The organism is Phenylobacterium sp. (genome assembly GCF_016793285.1).
Lineage (GTDB): Bacteria > Pseudomonadota > Alphaproteobacteria > Caulobacterales > Caulobacteraceae > Phenylobacterium.
In genome coordinates this window covers 1-20106 of the sequence record NZ_JAEUMO010000009.1, presented here as the reverse complement: position 1 = coordinate 20106, position 20106 = coordinate 1, and the positions used below count along the sequence as shown (strand labels likewise).

Annotated in this window: 20 protein-coding genes; 9 read left to right on the top strand and 11 right to left on the bottom strand. The window is 71.2% G+C overall.

The features are described 5' to 3' along the window. Positions 1 to 12 precede the first annotated feature (12 nt). Together JNL41_RS00735 and JNL41_RS00730 are read right to left on the bottom strand one after the other, a co-directional pair. Positions 13 to 402: a type II toxin-antitoxin system VapC family toxin gene (locus tag JNL41_RS00735; RefSeq protein WP_293472235.1), complete on the bottom strand. Its 390-nt coding sequence runs from the start codon at positions 400 to 402 to the stop codon at positions 13 to 15. Next, entirely contained in the window at positions 399 to 671 is a 273-nt protein-coding gene (locus tag JNL41_RS00730) for a type II toxin-antitoxin system VapB family antitoxin (RefSeq protein ID WP_293472233.1), read from the bottom strand. Before JNL41_RS00730 ends, JNL41_RS00735 begins: the two co-directional genes overlap by 4 nt. A 66-nt stretch (positions 672 to 737) precedes the next feature. Here JNL41_RS00730 and JNL41_RS00725 point away from each other — a divergent pair, with 66 nt between their 5' ends. The 4 genes from JNL41_RS00725 to JNL41_RS00710 all read left to right on the top strand — a co-directional run bounded on the left by JNL41_RS00725 (position 738) and on the right by JNL41_RS00710 (position 5066). Next, complete coding sequence (locus JNL41_RS00725) at positions 738 to 2339, top strand: FAD-binding oxidoreductase (RefSeq protein WP_293472231.1); 1602 nt, start codon at positions 738 to 740, stop codon at positions 2337 to 2339. A gap of 40 nt (positions 2340 to 2379) precedes the next feature. Continuing rightward, the gene (gene yaaA / locus JNL41_RS00720; protein WP_293472229.1) at positions 2380 to 3192 is read left to right on the top strand and encodes a peroxide stress protein YaaA; all 813 of its coding nucleotides are present in this window, start codon (positions 2380 to 2382) and stop codon (positions 3190 to 3192) included. Positions 3193 to 3194: 2 nt separating this feature from the next. Beyond that, positions 3195 to 3998 (top strand): 3-hydroxybutyrate dehydrogenase, encoded by an 804-nt coding sequence (locus JNL41_RS00715; protein WP_293472227.1) that lies wholly within the window; start codon positions 3195 to 3197, stop codon positions 3996 to 3998. Between the two features lie 84 nt (positions 3999 to 4082). Then, on the top strand, positions 4083 to 5066 hold the full coding sequence (locus JNL41_RS00710) for a nitronate monooxygenase family protein (protein WP_293472225.1): 984 nt from the start codon (positions 4083 to 4085) through the stop codon (positions 5064 to 5066). Here JNL41_RS00710 and JNL41_RS00705 read toward each other — a convergent pair. Next, a complete protein-coding gene (locus JNL41_RS00705) occupies positions 5063 to 5647 on the bottom strand; it encodes a hypothetical protein (RefSeq protein ID WP_293472223.1) in 585 nt (194 codons plus the stop codon). The two genes, JNL41_RS00710 and JNL41_RS00705, sit on opposite strands and share 4 nt — an antisense overlap. A 143-nt stretch (positions 5648 to 5790) precedes the next feature. On the opposite strand from JNL41_RS00705, the gene JNL41_RS00700 reads away from it, so the two are divergent. From JNL41_RS00700 to JNL41_RS00685, 4 genes are all read left to right on the top strand, one after another. Beyond that, positions 5791 to 6789 carry an SPFH domain-containing protein gene (locus JNL41_RS00700; protein WP_293472221.1) on the top strand — a complete coding sequence of 333 codons (999 nt, stop codon included), beginning with the start codon at positions 5791 to 5793 and terminating at the stop codon, positions 6787 to 6789. Between the two features lie 7 nt (positions 6790 to 6796). Beyond that, complete coding sequence (locus tag JNL41_RS00695) at positions 6797 to 7255, top strand: NfeD family protein (protein WP_293472219.1); 459 nt, start codon at positions 6797 to 6799, stop codon at positions 7253 to 7255. A gap of 167 nt (positions 7256 to 7422) precedes the next feature. After that, on the top strand, positions 7423 to 8760 hold the full coding sequence (locus JNL41_RS00690; protein ID WP_293472217.1) for a hypothetical protein: 1338 nt from the start codon (positions 7423 to 7425) through the stop codon (positions 8758 to 8760). 134 nt (positions 8761 to 8894) lie between these two features. Further along, positions 8895 to 9182: a DUF1330 domain-containing protein gene (locus JNL41_RS00685; protein WP_293472215.1), complete on the top strand. Its 288-nt coding sequence runs from the start codon at positions 8895 to 8897 to the stop codon at positions 9180 to 9182. Positions 9183 to 9189: 7 nt separating this feature from the next. On the opposite strand, the gene JNL41_RS00680 is transcribed toward JNL41_RS00685, so the two are convergent. The 3 genes from JNL41_RS00680 to JNL41_RS00670 are packed head-to-tail and all read right to left on the bottom strand — an operon-like array spanning position 9190 to position 13532. Beyond that, positions 9190 to 10731: an acetolactate synthase large subunit gene (locus JNL41_RS00680; protein ID WP_293472213.1), complete on the bottom strand. Its 1542-nt coding sequence runs from the start codon at positions 10729 to 10731 to the stop codon at positions 9190 to 9192. Next, a complete protein-coding gene (locus JNL41_RS00675; RefSeq protein WP_293472211.1) occupies positions 10732 to 12510 on the bottom strand; it encodes a feruloyl-CoA synthase in 1779 nt (592 codons plus the stop codon). A gap of 38 nt (positions 12511 to 12548) precedes the next feature. Beyond that, entirely contained in the window at positions 12549 to 13532 is a 984-nt protein-coding gene (locus tag JNL41_RS00670; RefSeq protein ID WP_293472209.1) for an NADP-dependent oxidoreductase, read from the bottom strand. A gap of 222 nt (positions 13533 to 13754) precedes the next feature. Here JNL41_RS00670 and JNL41_RS00665 point away from each other — a divergent pair, with 222 nt between their 5' ends. After that, positions 13755 to 15500 (top strand): adenylate/guanylate cyclase domain-containing protein, encoded by a 1746-nt coding sequence (locus JNL41_RS00665; protein ID WP_293472207.1) that lies wholly within the window; start codon positions 13755 to 13757, stop codon positions 15498 to 15500. Between the two features lie 90 nt (positions 15501 to 15590). Here JNL41_RS00665 and JNL41_RS00660 read toward each other — a convergent pair whose 3' ends face one another. The 5 genes from JNL41_RS00660 to JNL41_RS00640 form a co-directional block, all read right to left on the bottom strand. Continuing rightward, positions 15591 to 16631 (bottom strand): hypothetical protein, encoded by a 1041-nt coding sequence (locus tag JNL41_RS00660; RefSeq protein WP_293472205.1) that lies wholly within the window; start codon positions 16629 to 16631, stop codon positions 15591 to 15593. A gap of 67 nt (positions 16632 to 16698) precedes the next feature. Then, positions 16699 to 17904, bottom strand: coding sequence for a DUF6596 domain-containing protein (locus JNL41_RS00655; protein WP_293472203.1), 1206 nt, complete (start codon positions 17902 to 17904; stop codon positions 16699 to 16701). A 2-nt stretch (positions 17905 to 17906) separates the two neighbouring features. After that, positions 17907 to 18260 carry a YciI family protein gene (locus JNL41_RS00650; protein ID WP_293472201.1) on the bottom strand — a complete coding sequence of 118 codons (354 nt, stop codon included), beginning with the start codon at positions 18258 to 18260 and terminating at the stop codon, positions 17907 to 17909. 134 nt (positions 18261 to 18394) lie between these two features. Further along, positions 18395 to 19729 (bottom strand): dihydroorotase, encoded by a 1335-nt coding sequence (locus JNL41_RS00645; protein WP_293472199.1) that lies wholly within the window; start codon positions 19727 to 19729, stop codon positions 18395 to 18397. Beyond that, the coding region (locus JNL41_RS00640; RefSeq protein ID WP_293472197.1) for a glycosyltransferase family 9 protein at positions 19722 to 20106 on the bottom strand (385 nt) is incomplete at its 5' end. The genes JNL41_RS00645 and JNL41_RS00640, both read right to left, overlap by 8 nt.

Below are 20106 nucleotides of genomic sequence, written 5' to 3'. Positions count from 1 at the left end.
TCCGCCTTCGCATCAGAGCGCTGAGCGGACGTCGGTCTTGGCGAAATCGTCGCCCTTGTAGAGAAGCGGCGCGTCAAGGTGCTTGGCGAGGGCGTAGGCGAAGCAGTCGCCGAGGTTGAGCCGCGCTGGATGGTTGCCTCTTCCGAACCTTAAAAACGCGTCCAAGGCCAAGCTTGAAAGCGGCAGGTCATCGCTTACCGTCACGCCGGCCTCCGACAGCCAGAGGTCGAGACGATCCCGGTTCGGCACGACCTTGCGGCTGAGCAACACCATCGCGGTCTCAACGTAGTTGATGGGCGACAGCCAGATCGCGTCGGCCGTTCCCAGGACAGCCGCGAAGACCTCAGCCTCGGCCTCATCGCCAGCGATGGCGACCAACGCCGACGAGTCGACGACGATCAATCCTCGCCCTCCGCGAAGCCGGGAACCTCGTTGATCTCGTCCCACTCCGCCTTGGTGACGGGAGGCAGGGGGTGGCGAATGCCCGCTTCGGCTCGCATGCGGGCTGTCGCAGCGAGGATGTCCGCCGCAGTCGGCCGCGGCTTTGGCTGGGCCTCCGCCAGCGCTCGGTCCAGCGCACCGTCGATGACCGCGGTGATGCTGAGGCCGTGACGGCTCGCCAACTCGCGCGCCTTGCGTTCGACCTCGGGGTTCTTGATCAGGATGGCCATGGCGGGCTCCGGTATATATCGGAGTATATACTGGTGAACGGCGGGCCGGAAGTTTAGGTTTCGGCCATGACCGCCCCTGTCCCCGCAGATGTGATCTCCCGCCTGAAGGCGGTGCTTGGCCCGCAGGGGTGGAGCGAAGACGCCGGGCGGATCGCGCCGAAGCTGGTCGAGTGGCGCGACCGGTGGGTGGGGACGACGCCGTTCCTGGCGCTGCCGACGACGACCGAGCAGGTGGCGGCTGTGGTCGGCGTCTGCTTCGAGGCGGGGCAGGCGATCACCGTGCAGGGCGGCAACACCGGGCTGGTCGGCGGGCAGATCCCGCAGGGCGAGGTGCTGCTGTCGACGGAGCGGATGCGGGCGATCCGGGATGTGGATGCGTTCGACGACGCGCTGACCGCCGAGGCCGGGGTGACGCTGGCGGAGGTTCACGCCGCGGCGGCGGACGTGCGCCGGCGGTTCCCGCTGGGACTGGCGTCGGAGGGGACGGCGACGGTCGGCGGGGTGGTCTCGACCAACGCCGGGGGCACGCAGGTGCTGCGGTACGGCATGGCGCGGAGCCTGGTGCTGGGCCTGGAGGCGGTGCTGCCGAACGGCGAAGTCTGGAACGGGCTGAAGCGGCTGCGCAAGGACAACACCGGCTACGACCTCAAGCAGCTCTTGATCGGGGCGGAGGGGACCGCGACGGTCGGCGGGGTGGTCTCGACCAACGCCGGGGGTACGCAGGTGCTGCGCTACGGCATGGCGCGGAGCCTGGTGCTGGGCCTGGAGGCGGTGCTGCCGAACGGCGAGGTCTGGAACGGGCTGAAGCGGCTGCGCAAGGACAACACCGGCTACGATCTGAAGCAGCTCCTGATCGGGGCCGAGGGCACGCTGGGCGTGGTGACGGCGGCGGCGCTGAAGCTCTATCCGGTGATGGCGTCGAGGGCGGTGGCGATGATCGGGCTCGGCAGCCCCGAGGACGCGATCAAGCTGCTGGCGCGGGCCAAGGACGAGACGGGCGGAGCGGTCGAGGCCTTCGAGCTGATGGGGCGGCTGGGCGTCGACTTCGCGCTGCGCAACATCGCCGGGACGCGCGATCCGCTGAGCGCGCCGCATCCCTGGTACGTGCTGGCCGAGTTCTCGTCGGGCGAGCCCGGCTCGGCCGAGGCGGCGATGGCGCGGTTCCTGGAGGCCGGGCTGGAGGCCGGGCTGGTGCGCGACGCCGTGGTGGCGCAGACCGATACACAGGCCAAGGCGCTCTGGGCCATCCGCGAGAACCAGTCGCCGGCGCAGAAGCCCGAGGGCGCGACCTGGAAGCACGACGTCGCCGTGCCGGTCAGCCGGGTGGCGGCGTTCCTCGCCGAGGCGACGGCGGCCATGCAGGCCTTCGCGCCGGGCGCGCGGATCGCCGCCTTCGGCCATGTCGGCGACGGCAACATCCACTACGACGTGCTGCGGCCCGACGGCAGCTCGGACGCCGAGCATTCGGCGCGGCGCGACGAAGGCAGCCGGATCGTGCATGACATCGTGGCCAGGCTGGGCGGCTCGATCAGCGCCGAGCATGGCCTGGGTGCGATGAAGACGGCCGAAGGGGCGCGCTACAAGTCGCAGGTCGAGCTGGCCACGCAGCGGGCGATCCGCCAGGCGCTGGACCCGAAACGCATCCTGAATCCGCGCGTGCTGTTCTGAGCCGTTGCCGCGGCGTCCAAGTCGCGGCAAAGCATCGGCGATGCTGATCGTCCTCTCCCCGGCCAAGGCGCTGAACTTCACCGCCGGGCCGCACGCCGCGCCGCTGACCGCGCCGCAGTTCGCGGAGCACACGGCCGAGCTCTCGAGGACGGCGAAGAAGCTCCGGGTCGTCGACCTGAAGCGGATGATGGCCCTTTCGGACAACCTGGCGAAGCTGAACCGCGAGCGGTTCCAGGCCTTCGACCCCGACAGCGAGGACGGGGTGCAGGCCGCGTTCGCGTTCAACGGCGACGTCTACCTGGGCCTCAAGGCGCGCGAACTGGACCGCAAGGCGTTCGCGTTCGCCCAGGACCACGTGCGCATCCTGTCGGGGCTCTATGGCGTGCTGAGGCCGATGGACGCCATCCAGCCCTACCGCCTGGAGATGGGCGTCCGGATCAAGACGAGGCGGGGGCTGAGCCTCTACGATTTCTGGGGGCCGCGGATCGCCGAGAAGCTCGACGAGGATCTCGCCGGGCACAAGGACCGGACGATCGTGAACTGCGCGTCCGGCGAATACTTCGGCGCCGTGGACCGCAAGGCCCTGAAGGCGCCGGTCGTGTCGTGCCGCTTCCTCGAGGAGAAGGACGGCGAGGCCCGGGTGATCTCGTTCTTCGCCAAGCGGGCGCGCGGCGCCATGGCCCGCTTCGCCATCGACAACCGCCTTAAAGCCGCCGCGGACCTGAAGGCCTTCGACGTGGACGGCTACCGCTTCCGGCCGCACCTCTCCTCGGACGAGGAGTTCACCTTTGCCCGCCCGCAGCCGCCGCTCGCCACCAGGGCGCGTGGCCGGGCCCAGACCGAGGACGCCTGAGTATGAGCGTGGACTACAAGCTGAGCGGCCAGGCCGCCGTCGTCACCGGCTCCACGTCGGGCATCGGCCAGGCGATGGCCGCGGCGCTGACGCGCGAGGGCGTCAGCGTCGTGCTGAACGGCTTCGGCGACGCGGCGAAGATCGAGGCCGAGCGCGCAGCGATGGAGGCCGCGGCCCCCGAGGGCGTGCGGGTGCTCTACCACGGCGCCGACATGACCAGGGGCGGCGAGATCGCCGACATGATCGCCTTCGCGGCCCGGGAGCTGGGACGCCTGGACATCCTGGTGAACAACGCCGGGATCCAGCACGTCGCGCCGGTCGACGAGTTCCCGGACGACAAATGGGATGCGATCATCGGCATCAACCTGTCGTCGGTGTTCCACGCCACCAAGCACGCCCTGCCGCTGATGAAGGCGGCGGGCCGCGGGCGCATCGTCAACATCGCGTCGGCCCATGGCCTGGTGGCTTCGCCGTTCAAGTCGGCCTACGTGGCGGCCAAGCACGGCGTGGTCGGCTTCACCAAGAGCTGTGCGCTGGAGACGGCGCGGAACGGGATCACCGTCAACGCCATCTGCCCGGGCTATGTGAAGACGCCCCTGGTCGAGATGCAGATCGCCGACCAGGCCAAGGCCCGCGGCATCTCGGTCGACCGCGTGGTCGAGGACGTGATCCTGGCGGCCCAGCCCAACCGGACCTTCGTCGAATACGACCAACTGGCCGGGATGATGCTCTACCTGGTCTCGGACCTGGGCGGCGCGGTGACCGGCGCGGCGCTGTCCATCGACGGGGGCTGGACCGCCGCCTGACCAGGCGCGCTGACCTCGCGTCACGGTTTCCAAGGCTTTCCCGCGGCGCCATGGTTCCGGGCAGAAATCCCCGGAGGACGGCCGATGACCCTGCACACCAAGCTCTGCGACCTGCTGGACGTGCAGCATCCGATCATGCTGGCGGGCATGGGCGGGGTCTCCTACGCCGAACTCGCGGCGGCGGTGTCGAACGCCGGCGGCTACGGCGTACTGGGCATGGCCGGCCGTTCGCCCGACTTCATCCGCGACGAGATGCGCAAGGTGAAGGCGCTGACCGATAAACCCTTCGGCGTCGACCTGCTGGCCGCCTCGCCGGAGAGCCTGACGGCCTCGGTGGAGATCATCATCGAGGAGGGAGCCTCGTCGTTCGTGGCGGGGCTGGGCGTGCCGATGCCGATCATGGAGAAGCTGAAGAAGGCCGGCCTCAAGGTCATGGTCGTCTGCGGGGCCGTGAAGCACGCGGTGAAGGCCGAGCAGGCGGGCTGCGACGCGGTGATCTGCCAGGGCGGCGAAGGCGGCGGGCACACCGGCCTCGTCGGCACGATGCCGCTGGTGGCCCAGGCGGTCGAGCGGGTGAAGATCCCGGTGGTGGCCGCCGGCGGGCTCTACGACGGCCGCGGGCTGGCGGCGGCGCTGAGCCTGGGGGCGGTCGGCGTCTGGATGGGCACGCGCTTCATCGCCTCGACCGAGGCGCATTCGGGCCAGATGTACCGCGACACCATCGTCGAGGCGTCGGACGAGGATTCGGTCCGCACCCGCTGCTATTCCGGCAAGCCGATGCGGGTGAAGAAGAACGAGTACGTCGCCGACTGGGAGAGCCGCCCGCAGGACATCCAGCCCTTCCCGCAGCAGGCGATGTTGTCGACCCGCGCCGGCGTGATGGGCGGCATCGGCGGCCAGATCGAAGGCCTGAACGCCGACAGCTCCTGCTTCGCCATGGGCCAGTCGGCCGGCGGCGTGACCGACGTTCTGCCGGCCGGCGAGATCGTGGCGCGGATCATGCGCGAAGCCGAGGACGCCATCGACCGCGTGGCGGCGATCCGCAAGGGCGCGGCCGTCCCCGCCTAGGCCGCGTTGGCCAGATAGCCGACGGGGTCCTTCAGGAAGTCGCGGGCGTCGGCGAGACAGCCCTGCCAGGCTTGCAGGTGCAGGGTCGCGTCGTCGCGGGTCATGCTACGGAACAGGATGGCCGAGTAGAGGACGTGCGGGACGCCCGCCTTGTCCTGGTAGAGGCGGCACATCACCGAGGTCTGGTTGAAGGCGTTGTACTGCGCCGTCGTGGCCGGGCCGCGGGCCATGGCGCCGTCGAGAAGCACTGCCTTGCAGGCCCGGCCCTGGCCGTCGCAGCCGGCGAACTGCAGGGAGAAGCTGGCGGCGGGGGAGGCGACGGTGACGAACACCGCATCGGCTTCGCGGCGGCTGGTCTGCACCTTGGCGCCCGCGGCGTCGAGGATGCCCATGAGACCCTGCGGCGCCTGGGCGTCGAACGGACCTGTCGGCTTCGGCGGAGTGGCCGGCTTCGGAGCGCCGGCCGGCTTCGCAGGCGCGGTCCTGGCCGGCGAGCTCTTGGCAGGCGCGGTCGTCGGGGCCGGCGCCGCCGCGAGGCAGAGGAGCGCGGCGGGCAGGGCCAGGAGGGCTGTGCGGGTCATTTCGGTGAGCTAACAGACGCCGGAGCGTGGCGCGAGCGTGGCGGCGGCGCAGGTTCCGGCCGCGTCGGCTCCACGTCGGGTTTCCGTGGCGGGCGGGCGCAAGCGTAGCTAGAGTTCCCGCCAGGTAGCGGGGAGGATGGCCAATGGGCCTCGGTATGATCGTCGCCCTGGTGTTCCTGGTGCTGGCGCTGGTGGTGGCGCTGGGCGCCATCAAGATCGTGCCGCAGGGGCGCGAGTTCACCGTCGAGCGGTTCGGCCGCTACACCCGCACCCTGAAGCCGGGCATCAGCTTCCTGACGCCCTTCGTCGAGGGCGTGGGCCGGCGCGTGAACATGATGGAGCAGGTGCTGGACGTGCCGCGCCAGGAGGTGATCACGCGCGACAACGTGGGGGTCCAGGTGGACGCGATCGTGTTCATCCAGGTGATGGACGCCGCCGCCGCCGCCTACCGCGTCGACAACCTGAACTACGCCATCCAGCAGCTGGCGATGACCAACCTGCGCACCGTCGTGGGTTCGCTGGAGCTGGACGAGGTGCTGAGCCAGCGCGACGCCATCAACACGCGGCTGCTGAACGTCATCGACGAGGCGACCGGGCCGTGGGGCGTGAAGGCCGCGCGGATCGAGATCAAGGACCTGACGCCGCCGCCGGACATCACCAACGCCATGGCGCGCCAGATGAAGGCCGAGCGCGAGCGGCGCGCGGTGATCACCGAGGCCGACGGCGAGAAGTCGGCCGCCATCGCGCGCGCCGAAGGCCAGAAGCAGTCGGCGATCCTGGAGGCCGAGGGGCGCAAGGAAGCCGCCTTCCGCGACGCCGAGGCGCGAGAGCGCTCCGCCCAGGCCGAGGCCAAGGCGACCGAGCTGGTGTCGGACGCCATCGCGCAGGGCGACGTGAACGCGATCAACTACTTCGTGGCGCTGAAGTACGTGGAGGCCTTCGCCGAGCTGGCGAAGAGCCCGCAGCAGAAGACGGTCATCGTGCCCGCCGAGATGGGCGCGCTGGTCGGCAGCGTCGGCGGCATCGGCGAACTCGTGAAGGCGATCGGCGCCGACGGCCCGTCGCCGCGCCCGCCCGCGCGGCCCCGCGGCGGCGGCGTCCCGACCTCGGTCCCGACCTCCGGCCCGACCTCCGGCGCGTGAGGCGGTGATGGACAGCATCGCAGGGCTCTATGCCGCCCAGGCGTTCTGGTTCTGGGCCGCGCTCGCCGCGGCGCTGCTCACCATCGAGGTGATCAGCGGCTCGGGCTGGCTGCTGTGGGCGTCGGCGTCCGCGGGCGCGACGGCCATCGTGGTCGCGATCTTCGACGTCTCGGTCCCGACGGCGCTGCTGGTGTTCGCGCTGCTGACGCTGTTCTCGTCGCTGCTGGCGCGACGCTACCTGCCCAAGCCGCTGGCGCCCGAGGGACACGACATCAACGACAACGTCGCGCGGCTCGTCGGCCATCGCGGAAATGTCGTGAAGGCGTTCGCCGGACGGTCGGGCCGCGTCTTCATCGACGGCAAGGAGTGGGCGGCCGAACTGGACGAGGGCGAGACGCTCGAGGCGGGGGCCGCGGTCGAGGTCACCGGAGTCGCCGGCGCACGCCTCAGGGTCCGGCAGGCGTAACAGCGATCTGCGGATGTGGCCAAACCATGGCCTAAGTGCTTGGTTTCGCGCCGCACTTCCGCCCCCTTCGCCGGGCACTTGACCCGCATGGGATCGCGGCGCTTATGTGCGCGCAAATCGGGGACCCCAAGGTCCGAATCCCAGGATTGTGGCAGGAGAGACGAACGGTGAAGACGCCCAAATTCGGGAGGCCGGGAGCAGTCGGACTGGCCCTGGCGCTGATGGCGGCGCTGGTGATCCCGGCCGCGGCCATTTCGCAAGCCAAGAAGGGCGAAGCGATCCCCAAGGCCGCGCTCGAACAGGGGATGAAGGAAGCCCCCGCCGTGGTTCAGGCGATGAGCCTGCCCTGCCAGGTCTCCGAAGCGCGGAAGATCGGCGAAGATAAGAAGAGCAAGACGAGCTACTACGAAGTCGCGTGCGGCGCGGGCGCCATGGGCTACGTCCTGCAGTCGCCGGCGGCGGGTACGCCGACCGCCTTCTCCTGCATCGAGGCCAACACGCCGCCGGCCCCCGGCCAGCCGCCGTCGGCCCCCTGCATGCTGCCGGGCAACGCCAATCCGAACGCCCTGCTGGGCCCGATGATCAAGGCCGCCGGCGCGGACTGCACGCCGACCCAGGCCCGCGGCGTCGGCCAGACCAAGAGCAACACCTACGTCGAAGTCGCCTGCGACGGCGGCGCGGGATACATCGTCGTGGCCAGCGTGCCGTTCGACGTGAAGAAGCCCGCGCAGGCCCAGAACTGCCTGCTCTATGACGACAGCGAGTCGAACATCAAATGCACGTTCGGCGACAAGGCCGCGCGCCTCGCCGTGATCGACAAGGTCGCCGCCCAGGCCAACAACGGCTGCGCCGTGAAGGACAAGCGGTTCGTCGGCATGGCCAAGGACAACTCGGCCTACTACGAAGCCTCGTGCCAGGACGGGAAGGGCTTCATCTACAAGACGACCGCCGCCGGCGCCCTGGCCGAGACCTACGAGTGCGCCAAGGCCACCAACATCCTCGGCGGCTGCACGCTGACCGACGCCCGCCAGGCCCAGAACGAGCAGGCCGGCCTCTACACGAAGCTGGCGCAGGGCGCCGGCAGCAAGTGCGACGTCGAACGCTATGCCCTGTTCCCCTCCAAGAACCCGCGCGACGAAGTGGTCGAACTGGTCTGCAAGGACGGCACGGGCGCGATCCTGATGTCGACGGCGGGCCAGAAGAGCACCGTGCTGGACTGCGGCCGCGCGCCGGTGGCCGGCTTCAAGTGCTCGCTGGGCAAGGACACGGCGGGCTACGGCTTCCTGACCGCCGACCTCAAGAAGCTGCAGCAGGGCACCACCTGCGAGGTCTCCAACAGCCGCGTCGTCGGCAAGACCGACAAGGGCACCACCTACGTCGAGGTCGCGTGCGCCGACAAGCTGAAGGGCTACATGATCGAGTACTCGGCGCCCCCGGCGGTGACCGCGGTCACGGTCACGGGCTGCGCCTTCGCCGGCAACTGCAAGCTGCCCGGCAACACCTGATCGGCCGCCAAGGCTGAACGCGAGAGGCCCGCGGAGCAATCCGCGGGCCTCTTTCGTCGGCGCGTGCGCGGCGCGCTTGGCGGACGCTGCGTAAGGCCGCGAGGCTGCGCGCCAACCTTCAGGGAGAGCCACGGATGCCCGCCTACGCCATCTTCATCAGGAACAAGACCCACGACGCCGACCTCCTGAAGGCCTACGGCCAGAAGGCCGCCGGCGCGCGGGGCGACCATCCGCTGACGGCGCTGGCCGCCTACGGGCCGATCGAGACCCTGGAGGGCGACGAGGCCGAGGGCGTGGTGCTTCTGCAGTTCCCGTCCATGGAGGCGGGCAAGGCCTGGTACGACAGCCAAGCCTACCAGGACGCCAAGGACATCCGGCTGAAGGCGGCCGACTACCGCGTCCTGTTCTTCGAGGGGCTGTAGCCGGCCCTCAGATCACGGCTTCGATGAACATCGGGCCCCGCTGCTTCATCGCGCCCGCGAACGCCTTCTCGAAGGCTTCGCCGGTGTCGCAGGAAACGGCGGGCAGGCCCATGCCCCTGGCGATCGCGACGAAGTCGATGTTCGGGCCGCCGAGTTCGAGCAACTTCGCGGCCGACGGACCGGCCTTCCCCGCGCCGGTCCGCTCCATCTCGACGTTCAGGATCCGGTACGTGTAGTTGGCGAAGATCACGACAGTGATGTCGAGGTTCTCGCGGGCCATCGTCCAGAGCGACTGGATCGTGTACATCGCCGCGCCGTCGCCGTTCAGGCTGAGCACCTTGCGGTCGGGCGCCGCCACGGCCGCGCCGACGGCGAGCGGCAGGCCGATGCCGATGGCGCCGCCGGTGAGCGCCAGCACGTCGTGCGGCCGCGCCGCCGCGGTGCCGGCCGCCACGCCGCCGCCGGACGTCACCGCGTCGTCGCAGATGATCGCGCCTTCGGGCATGTGGCGCGCGATCGAGGCGCCAGCCGCGTAGGCGGTGAGCTTGCCCGTCGGCGCCGCGTCCGGGAGCGCCAGCGCCTGGACCGGGCCGGCCTTCGGCGCGCCCAGCGCGTCGGCGAGGGCGGCGAGGCCCTCGACCGAGTCCTCGTTGCGCCCGGACAGGGTGATCGTCCCGCAACCCTCGGGGACCAGCACGCTGGGGCGGTCGGGATAGGCGAAGAACGCGACCGGCATGGTCGTGCCGGCGAACACCATCAGGTCGACGCCCTGCAGTTCGGCCAGGGCCATCTCGCCGAAGTACTGCATCTTCTTCGGCGCGAAGCTGCCGGCGCCCTTGGGCTGCCGGGCGACGAAGGTGTCGGTGTAGACGGTGACGCCCGCCGCCTGGAGGCGCGCGGCCTGGGCCAGGGCCTCGGCCCGGCAGGCCTGGCCGCCCAGCAGGATGACCGGGTTCTTCGCCGCCCTGATCGCCTGGGCGGCGGCGTCGACGGCCGCGGCGGCGGGCGCGGGGCGCACGGGCTTCTGGGCCAGCACCGTCTCGCTCCTGGCGGGAAGCCAGGCGGAATCGGCGGGCAGAACCAGGCTCACCGGGCCGCCGGGCGGACCGTAGCTGGCGGCGACGGCCTCGGCGGTGACGGCGGCGACGCTGTCAGGCGTGTCGGCCGACTTCGTCCAGATGGAGTTCGGCTTCACCAGGGTCGCGATGTCGGAATTCAGCGGCGCGTCGTACTGGCGGTGATAGGTGGCGTGGTCGCCGATGACGTTGACGATCGGCGTGAAGGCGCGCCGCGCGTTGTGCAGGTTGGCGACGCCGTTGCCGTAGCCGGGGCCGAGGTGCAGCAGGGTGCAGGCCGGCTTGTCGGCGATGCGGCCGTAGCCGTCGGCGGCGCCGGTCGCCACGCCCTCGAACTGGCAGAGCACCGGGCGCATCGCCGGCACGCCGTCGAGGGCGGCCACGAACTGCATCTCGGACGTGCCGGGGTTCGCGAAGCAGGCGGTGACCTCGTTGGCCACCAAGGTCGAGATCAGGGCGTCGGCGCCGTTCATCTAGAACTCCAGGACGTCGGAAGGGGCGGGGACTGCGAACAGCCGGTCTATGGATTCGGCCCGCAACGCGCGGGCGATGCTCTGGGCGATGTAGCCCTTGTCGGTGATCTCGCCGGCGTTGGCGTCGGGCGCGTCCCGAAGCACCAGGGCGCGGGCGACCTTGCCGCCCGAACCCGCGGCGCGGGCGTTGAAGGCCTCAAGCCCGGCGCGGACGGCGGCCTCGATCTCGGCGCGGGGCAGCGTGGGGTTGGGGTAGAAGAGGAGGCCGACGCGCTCGCGGTTCTCGCCGCAGACGACCGCGTCGGTGACGGCGCCGCCGACGGCGTTGAGGGCCGCGATCCTGAGGTCGCCGACGACGACGAAGGTTCCGGACGTCAGCTTAAAGTTCTCGGAGATGCGGCCGTCGAAGACGAGCCCGGCTTCCGGATTGCCCGGCTCGGCGAAGCGGGCGGCGTCGCCCAGCCGGTAGTAGCCCTCGTCGTCGAAGGCGGCGGCCGACTTCTCGGGCTGGTTCAGGTAGCCCTCGGTGACCTGCGGGCCCTTCACGCGGAACTCGAGCTTGCCGGCCTCGGGCAGCAGGCGCACCGAGGCGCCCGGCAGCGGCAGGCCCATGAGGCCCATGCGGGCGTTCGGCCAGTGGACGTTGGAGGCGGTGGGGCCGGTCTCGGTCGCGCCGTAGCCCGAGCCGAAGCTGATCCGCTCGCCGACCGTGCGCACCGCCACCGCCTGGATGCGGTCGGCATAGGCCTGGCCCAGGGCCGCGCCGCCGTACTGGAGGAGGCGCACGCGGGAGAAGAAGTTGCGGGCCAGGGCCTCGTCGCGCTCCAGCTCGTCGGCGAACAGCATCCAGGCCGCCGGCACCATGTTCTGATAGGTCGGCGCGATCTCGCGGAGGTTCCGGACCGTCTCGGCGAAGCGGCCGGCGGTGGGCTGGCCGGCGTCGATGTAGAGCGAGCCGCCGCGGTGGGCCGCGTAGTGCAGGATCGAGTTGGCGCCCAGGCTGTGGCTCCACGGCGCCGAATGCACCATGACCAGCTCGTCGGCGGCGTCGACGAAGCAGGCGGTGATCTGCGCCGAGTTGATGCTGAGCCCGCGGTGGGTGTTGATCACCGCCTTGGGCAACCCGGTCGAACCCGAGGTCAGCAGGTACTTCGCGTGCTGCTCCGGCCGCGCGGTCGGGGCCGCCGACCCCGCGCCGTAGAGCGTCTCCTGGGCCACGTCGCCGGGGCGGGCGTTCCTGCCGGCGATCACGGGCAGGCCGGCCAGGATCGGGGCGGCGAGACCGTCGGCGAAGAGGGCGGCGTCCTCGGTGTAGACCGCCGCCGGGTTCAGCACCTGGCAGGCGTGGGTGAGGCGGGTGACGTTCGCGCCCGGCAGGCCGTACTGCGGCGATACCGGCGCCACCGGCATCCCCTGGCCCATGGCCGCGTAGGCGATCAGGGCGTGGTCGATGGTGTTTCGCGCCAGGATCAGCAGCGGGCGCTCGCCGACCACGCCCAGTCCGCGCAGGCCGGCGGCCAGCGCGGCGATCCGCTGCCAGGCCTCGGCGAAGCTCAGCGTGCGCCAACCCTCGCCGGACCGCTCCGCGAGCCAGACGCGGTCGGGCGCGGCCTGCGCCCAGTGCTCCAGCGCCGAGACGACGGTCTGATGACGCGTGTCGTAGGGCGTCGGGTTCGTCAGGATGACCTCGCCGCCGGGCCGCTCGTCGACCACCAGGCGGCGCGGCGCATAGCGCGGGTCGCGGAACGGCGCGGTCGCGATGGAAAGCTCGGCGTCCATGGCCCCGAGTTACGGGGCCGCAGCGCGAAAGGGAAGCCTTACGCCGCGGCGCGGACCAGCATCTTGCCGGCGTTCTTGCCCTCGAACAGGCCGACCAGGGCCTCGGGCGCGCGGTCGAAGCCGTCCATGATGGTCTCCTGGTACTTGATCTTCCCGGACTTCAGCCAGCCGGTCATGTCGGACTGGAACTGCGCCTGGAGGTGCGGGAAGTCGCTGGCGACGAAGCCTTCCATGCGCACGCGGCTGTAGATCATGCTGGAGAGGTTCTTCACCCCGATCCGGTCGCCGTTGTAGGTCGAGATCATGCCGCAGACGGCGATGCGGCCGCGGACGTTCATGCGCGGCAGGACCGCGTCGAGGGTCTCGCCGCCGACGTTCTCGAAGTAGACGTCGATCCCCTTGGGCATGGCCTCGCGCAGCGCGCCGGCCAGCGGCGTTTCGCGATAGTTGATGACGGCGTCGAGGCCGGCCTCGTCGCGCAGCCACGCGGCCTTGTCGTCCGAGCCGGTGGAGCCCGCGACCCAGCAGCCCTTGATCCTGGCGATCTGGGCCGCGACCGAGCCCACCGCGCCCGCGGCGGTGGAGACGAACACCTGCTCGCCGTCCTTGAGCGCCCCCGTCTCCAGCAACCCGCCGTAGGCCGTGATGCCCGTGCCGCCGAGGGCATGCATGTAGACGCTGAGCGGAAGGTCGGGATCGGGGGCCAGCTTCTGCAGGCCGCGGCCGTCGGAGACGAACAGCTCCTGCATGCCGTTGAAGTGGCGCACGAGGTCGCCTTCCTTGAAGCCGTCGTTGCGCGACTGCACCACGCGGGCGATGCCGCCGCCCAGCATCGGCGCATCCAGAGGCTGCTCGGCGTCGAGGCGCGGGCGCATGTAGGGATCGACCGAGACCAGCAGCGCCTGGAGCTGCACCTGGCCGTCGGCGGCGTCGGGCGTGTCCACCGGCACGACGGCGAAGTCGTCGGGGCGGACCATCCCGTTCGGGCGGCGGGCAAGGCGGATCTGGCGGGATGCGGTCATCGGGGCGCTCACGGTTCGAAATGGCGCGCCGTGGTAGCACATGCCGCGTCCGGGCCCATATGGCCGCAGCCGTCGCGGGGATGTCGTTCCGACCTGGCCGACCGCCGGTCCGCGCCTTCGCTCGACCTGCGCGGCGACGCGGCCGCGTGACGATCGCGGAGCCTTCCGAAGCCTGATCGGACGTGGCAAAGGTGCCCGGGGGTTCAGGGGGGCGCGTTCGTCATGCCTGACAGGAGTGCTGCAGCCAGGGCGCGGGCCGCCCTTGCCCGTGGGGCGCTGCTCGAAGCGTATGACATCCTGCAACAGGCAGCCGAGCGCGAGAGCGGGGTCCTCGACTATCTGCGGGTGCTCACGCTCGCACGCCTCGGCGACACCGAGCGCGCGCTCAAGCTGTACGACGCCTACGGCCTGGGCGCCCGCGACGACGTCGACGCGCTCTCGCTCCAGGCCCGGCTGCTCAAGGACCGCGGGTTCGCGTCGGGAACCGGAGACCGCGCCGCGACCCTGACCGAGGCGTGCAAGCTCTACGCCCGTGTCTACCGGCGCACGCGCGACACCTACCCGGCGGTGAACGCCGCGACGCTCGCGTGGATCACGGGCCGCGCCGCGCTGGCGCGGCAACTGGCGCGGGCGGTGCTGGCCAACCCGAACGTGCAGGCGGCCAGCGACTACTACGGCCTGGCGACGGTGGCCGAGGCCAGGATCGTGCTGGGCGACTTCGCCGGGGCCGGAGCGGCGCTGGAAGCGGCGCTGGCGGCGGGCGACGCCGATGCCGGCAAGCGCTCGACGACGGTGCTGCAGCTTCAGCGGCTGGAGCCGACGATCCCGGACCGCAAGGCCATCGCGCCGCTGCTGGCGACGATCCGGCCCCCGTCCGTGGCCAGCTACTGCGGACATATCTTCCTGGAGGATCCGGGGCTGGAGGCCGGCCTCGGCCGGAAGATCGACGCGGCGCTGAAGAAGGAGAACGTCGGCTACGCCTACGGCTCGCTCGCCGCCGGCAGCGACATCCTGATCGCCGAGCGGCTGCTGGCCCGCGGCGCGGAGCTGCACGTGGTCCTGCCGGTGGCGGAAGAGGATTTCTTCGCCCAGTCGGTGGCGCCGGCGGGCGGCCGGTGGGCCGAGCGCTATCGCGCCTGCCGCGAACAGGCCGCGTCGCTGACCTTCTCGTCCACCATGAGCCATGTGGGCGGGCAGGGGCAGTTCGCCTACGGCGCAAAGGTGGGCATGGGCATGGCGCGGCTGCGGGCCCGGCACCTGAACAGCCGCGCCGTGCAGGTGGCGGTGGCCGAGACCGCCGGCGCGACCGGCACCCTGACCCGGTCCGACATCCGCGCCTGGCAGGACACGGGCGGCGTCTCGGTGATCGTCGAGGCGCAGAACATCCGCCGGCCGGCCAAGCCCGCCGGCCCGACGGCGGTCTCGGACGTGGGCCGCGGCACGCACGGCCTGATGTTCACCGACTTCCCCGGCTTCGCGCGGCTGGACGAACGGGTGCTGCCCACCTTCCAGGTGGAGGTGATGGCGCGGGCCGGCGCGGCGTTGCAGCGCAACGCCGGGGCGATCCGGTACTCGAACACCTGGGGCGACGCGCTCTACGTGGTGTTCGACGGCGCGTTGCAGGCGGCGCAGACGTCGCTGGATCTCTGCGAGGAACTGACCGCCATCGACACCCAGGCCCTGGGCGTGCGCGAGGGCGCGACCATGCGCATCGCCCTCCACTTCGGCCCGACCTACTGGGGCGAGGACCCGGTGACGGGGCGGACCAACTACTACGGCTCGGAGGTCTCGCGGGCGGCCCGCATCGAACCGGTGACGCCGCCGGGCAGCGTCTATGTCACCGAGCCGTTCGCCGCGGTGCTGGAGATGGAGGCCGAGCACGACTTCACGTGCAACTACGTCGGCCAGGTCGACCTGCCGAAGGGCTACGGCACGTTCCCGCTCTACCACCTGAAGCGACGGACGTGACGGCGTCGCGGCCGGCGGGCTTCCAGTCGTCCGGAGCCTGTGCGGCCGGGATCGTGGGGCCCGCGCGGATCTGCGGATCGGAGCCGATCGTCAGTAGCCGGCCGTCCGGCCGCTGGGCGCGCCATCGACGATCTGGTCGAGGTATTCCGACAGGCCGTAGCCCACGAGGTCGCCACAGCGGTACTCGGTCATGCCCTCGGTGATTCGGGTCTGCAGTTCCTGGCCGTCGGGCGTCGTGCGGCGGTTGCGGAGCGGGATCAGCGACAGGACCTTGCCGGTCACCTCGTAGGACTTGCCCCCCTCGGTCCTCACCCTGGCGCGGAGCGCGGTCTGGTAGTCGCTGTCGTCCCAGTCGCTCTCGATCACGCAGTCCTGGATCAGGTCGTACGTCCCGTCGCGGAAGACCATGCCGCCCTGGCGCGCGCCGCCTTTTCCGTCGCCGATCACCGACAGCATCATCCCGAAGTCGCGCCCGAAGTTCATCGGGCACCAGCGATACCAGTCGATGGCCTGCCAGTGGCGCGGACCCCACGACTTGTCGCGCAGGCCATGGCCGTCGATCTCGAAGCGCGCGTCGCCGACGGTGACCACGCCTTTCGCCGCGCAGTGCTGCTCGTAGTGCGCCTTGGCGAACGACTTCTCGGGGTCGATCTCCAGCGGCGAGCCGTCGGCCTTCACCGCCTCGCCGCCATACATTGGCGACACGCCCTCGTAGTCGAGTTCCACCGTGCAGGCGACGGACGGGTTTTCCTTGTAGGCCTTGCGCGGGTCGGCCATCTCGTGCGGCCGCTCCAGCAGCAGCGCCTTGCCGGAATAGCTCACCTTCAGGCGCTTGAACGGCTCCACCACATCGACCCGGAGGCCGCCCGCCGCCATCTCCCTGTTGCTCTCGATGGCAGGCCTGCCGAAGGTGAAGGCGATGCGGCCGTCGGGCAGATAGATGCAGACGCTGATCTCGGCGTAGTTCTCGTTGGGCCGGTTGCCGATGCGGAACCAGCCGCCGGCCTTCGTCTTCGGGTCGAAGACGTTGAAGTACATGCTTTCGTTGTAGTTCTTGGCCTCGCCGGGATCGTGCGGGAACTCGTCCTGCGGCTCCAGGCGGGTCTTGAAGCCCTCTGCCGTCTTCGCCATCGCACGCTCTCCTGCATGAACCGGGGGCAGCGTGAGCCCCTGACCCCGGGGAACGGCAAGCGCCGTGTCAGAGGCTGCGGCGGCGGGCTTCGAGGTACAGCCGCTCGGCGGGCGCGGGCCGGAGCGCGAGGGCCGCGTCGTAGGCGGCGCGTGCGTCGTCGCGGCGGCCTGCCCTGGCGCTGAGCGCGGCCCGGGCGGCCTGGTAGGGAAGCCAGTCGTCCATGCCCTGGACGGCGGCCAGCGCGGCGAGGCCGGCGTCTGCGCCCCGGGTCTCGCCGATCGCGACGGCCCGGTTCACGACGGTGGCGGCATGCGGGCGGATGTCGGCCAGCACGTCGTAGAGCGCGGCGATGATCGCCCAGTCGGTGCGGCCGGTCTCGGCGCGCCCGCAGTGGGTGGCGTGGATCGTGGCCAGGATCTGGCGCGGACCGCTGCGGCGCAAGGCGGCGGCGCGGTCGAGGAGACGGGCGCCGTCGGCGACCAGGCTGCGCGTCCACAGGGCGATGTCCTGTTCCGGCGGCGGGACCATGGCGCCGAACGCGTCGAGGCGGGCCGGGCGGCGGGCCTCGGCGAAGCGGACGAGGGCGGCCAGGCCCAGGACCTCCGGCTCGTCCGGCATCAACTCGGCGAGCAGGCCCGAGAGGCGCAGCACCTCGGCGGCGAAGCCGGCGGTCTCGCCCGCCAGCGCGGCGTCTTCGTAGGCCTGGGCGTAGGCGACTTCCAGCGTCGTGAGCACCGCCTCGACCCGCTCGGGCCAGGCGTCGCGGGCCGGGACCTCGAAGGGGACGCCGGCGCCGGCGATCTTCTTCTTGGCGCGGGTGATGCGCTGGAGCATGGCGGGCTCGGCCATGAAGAAGGCCCGCGCGAGCCGGTCGGTGGCGAGGCCGCAGACCACTTTCAGGGTCAGCGCCGCGCGGCTGTCGGGGGCCAGCGCCGGATGGCAGCAGACGAAGATCAGCTTCAGCCGCTCGTCGGGGATGGGCTGGTCGGCCGCCATCAGCGCCTCCTCGGGCGTGGGCAGGGGCTCGGGCGCGTCCAGCACGGCGCGGCTGCGGGTGGCGGCGCGGCGCTTGGCGTCGATGGCCCGGCGGAGCGCCGCGCGCCACAGCCAGGCGCCCGGGTCACGCGGCGGCTGGTTCGGCCAGGCGACGAGGGCGGCGGCGCAGGCGCCCGAGAAGGCGTCCTCGGCGAGGTCCAGGTCGCGCAGGCGGGCGGCCAGGGCGGCGACGACGCGCGGGCGCGCCTCAGCGATCGCCGCCCCGAACCGATGCATCGCTAGTGAACGATCAGCGGGCGGACCTCGACCTTGCCGCCCTCCATCACGGGGACGCGCCTGGCCATGGCGAGGGCGGCGTCGAGGTCGGGCACGTCGATCACGTAGTAGCCGCCGAGGTGCTCGCGCGTCTCGGCGAACGGACCGTCGTGGATGGTCTGCTTCCCGCCGGCGCCCGTGACGACGGTGGTCGCGGTTTCGACGCCTTGCAGGCCGGCGCCTTCCTGCTGGATCCCGGCGGCGCGAAGCTCGCCCGCCAGCGCCATGTGCCTGGCGACGATGTCCTGCAACGCGGCCTGGCCGCCGTCGCCGTCGTAGCAGCCCTCGGGCTCGTAGATCAGGATCATGTACTGCATGGGTTCGTCCCCCGGTTCGGGTTGAGAGTGCGCGACGCGGAAGCGTGCGTCACCGGGGAGACGCGCGGGGTGGGCCGGATTCGACAGGCAGGATGCAGAGATAAGCCCTTCCCTCCCCGGGCGGGAAGGGAGGGCTAGTGCGCCAGGGTCTCGCGGAAGCGGACGGGGTGGCCCTGGCCTTTCAGGACGATCTCGTCGTCGCGCATCACCACGTTCCCGCGGATGATGGTGGCCTTGGGCCAGCCCCTGGCCTCCATGCCGTCGAAGGGCGTCCAGCCGGAACGGGTGGCCATCTGGTCGTGGGTGATGGTGCGGCGCGCCTTCAGGTCGACGATGGTCAGGTCGGCGTCGTAGCCCACGGCCATGCGGCCCTTGTCGGCGAGGTCGAAGATGCGGTTCGCGCCATGGCTGGTCAGGTCGACAAGGCGCTCCAGGGAGAGGCGGCCCTCGGCGACGTGGGTCAGCATGATCGGCAGCAGGGTCTGCACGCCCGGCATCCCCGAGGGCGAGGCGGGGTAGGGCCGCGCCTTCTCCTCGCGGGTGTGGGGGGCATGGTCCGAACCCAGGACGTCGGCGACACCGTTGGCGACGCCCGCCCAGACACCCATGCGGTGATAGTGGTCGCGGATCGGCGGGTTCATCTGGGCGAAGGCCTTGAGGCGCTCGTAGGCCTCGGGCCCCTCCAGGGTGAGGTGCTGCGGCGTGACCTCGACCGAGGCCACGTCCTTGTGGGCGGCGAGGTACTCGATCTCTTCCCTGGTGGTGACGTGCAGGACGTGGATGCGCTTGCCGGTCTTGTGGGCGAGGCCCACGAGGCGGTGGGTCGACTGGATCGCCGACTGGGCGTCGCGGACCTCCGGGTGGCTGGTCCAGTCGCCGGTGCGGGCCAGCGGGCGGCGCTCGGCCAGGCGGTACTCGTCCTCGGAGTGGAAGGCGGCGCGGCGGTTGATGTGGCGCAGCACCTGCTCGACGCCCTCGTCGTCCTGCACCAGCAGCGTGCCGGTGGACGCGCCCATGAAGACCTTGACGCCGCAGCAGCCGGGCAGGCGCTCCAGCTCGCCGAGGAACTTCGCGTTCTCGTGGGTGCCGCCGACGTAGAAGGCGTGGTCGCAGTGCATGCGATCCTTGGCGCGGGCGAGCTTGTCGGCCAGCGCGTCGGGATCGGTCGTCGTGGGCTCGGTGTTCGGCATCTCGAACACGGCGACGACGCCGCCCAGGACCGCGCACTGCGAACCGGTCTCCAGGTCTTCCTTCCACTCCAGGCCCGGCTCGCGGAAGTGGACCTGGGTGTCGATCACGCCGGGCATGACGGTCAGGCCCCGGGCGTCGAAGAGTTCGCCGGCGCTTGATTGTGAAAGGTCGCCGATGGCGGTGAACTTGCCGTCCTTGATGCCGATGTCGGCCTGGCCGCGACCGGCGTGGTTCACGACGTCGCCGCCGCGGACGATCAGGTCGTAGGTGTCAGCCATGTTCCGTCGCCTTCATCAGCTCGCGCGCAGCCGATACGACCTTTTCCACCGGCAGGTCCATCATGTGGCAGACCATCTGGGTGAAGCCGGGGTCGGACGCCCTGATCTCGTCGAAGCCGCGGGCGCCGCGCACCACGCGGGTGGTCTCGCCCCAGGGCGCGTAGAGCCGCTCGTCGGAGGGGCCGAAGAGGCCGATGGTGGGAACGCCCGCTGCCGCGGCGAGGTGCATCGCCCCGCTGTCGTTGCCGATGAACAGCCGCGCGCGCTTCAGGGCGGCGTAGGCGGTCAGCACGTCGGCCTTGCCCGCCAGGTCGATGAAGTTGCGCGCGCCGGCCACGTCGCGGAGCTGGCGGCCGAGCTTGTCGTCGCCCGGGCCG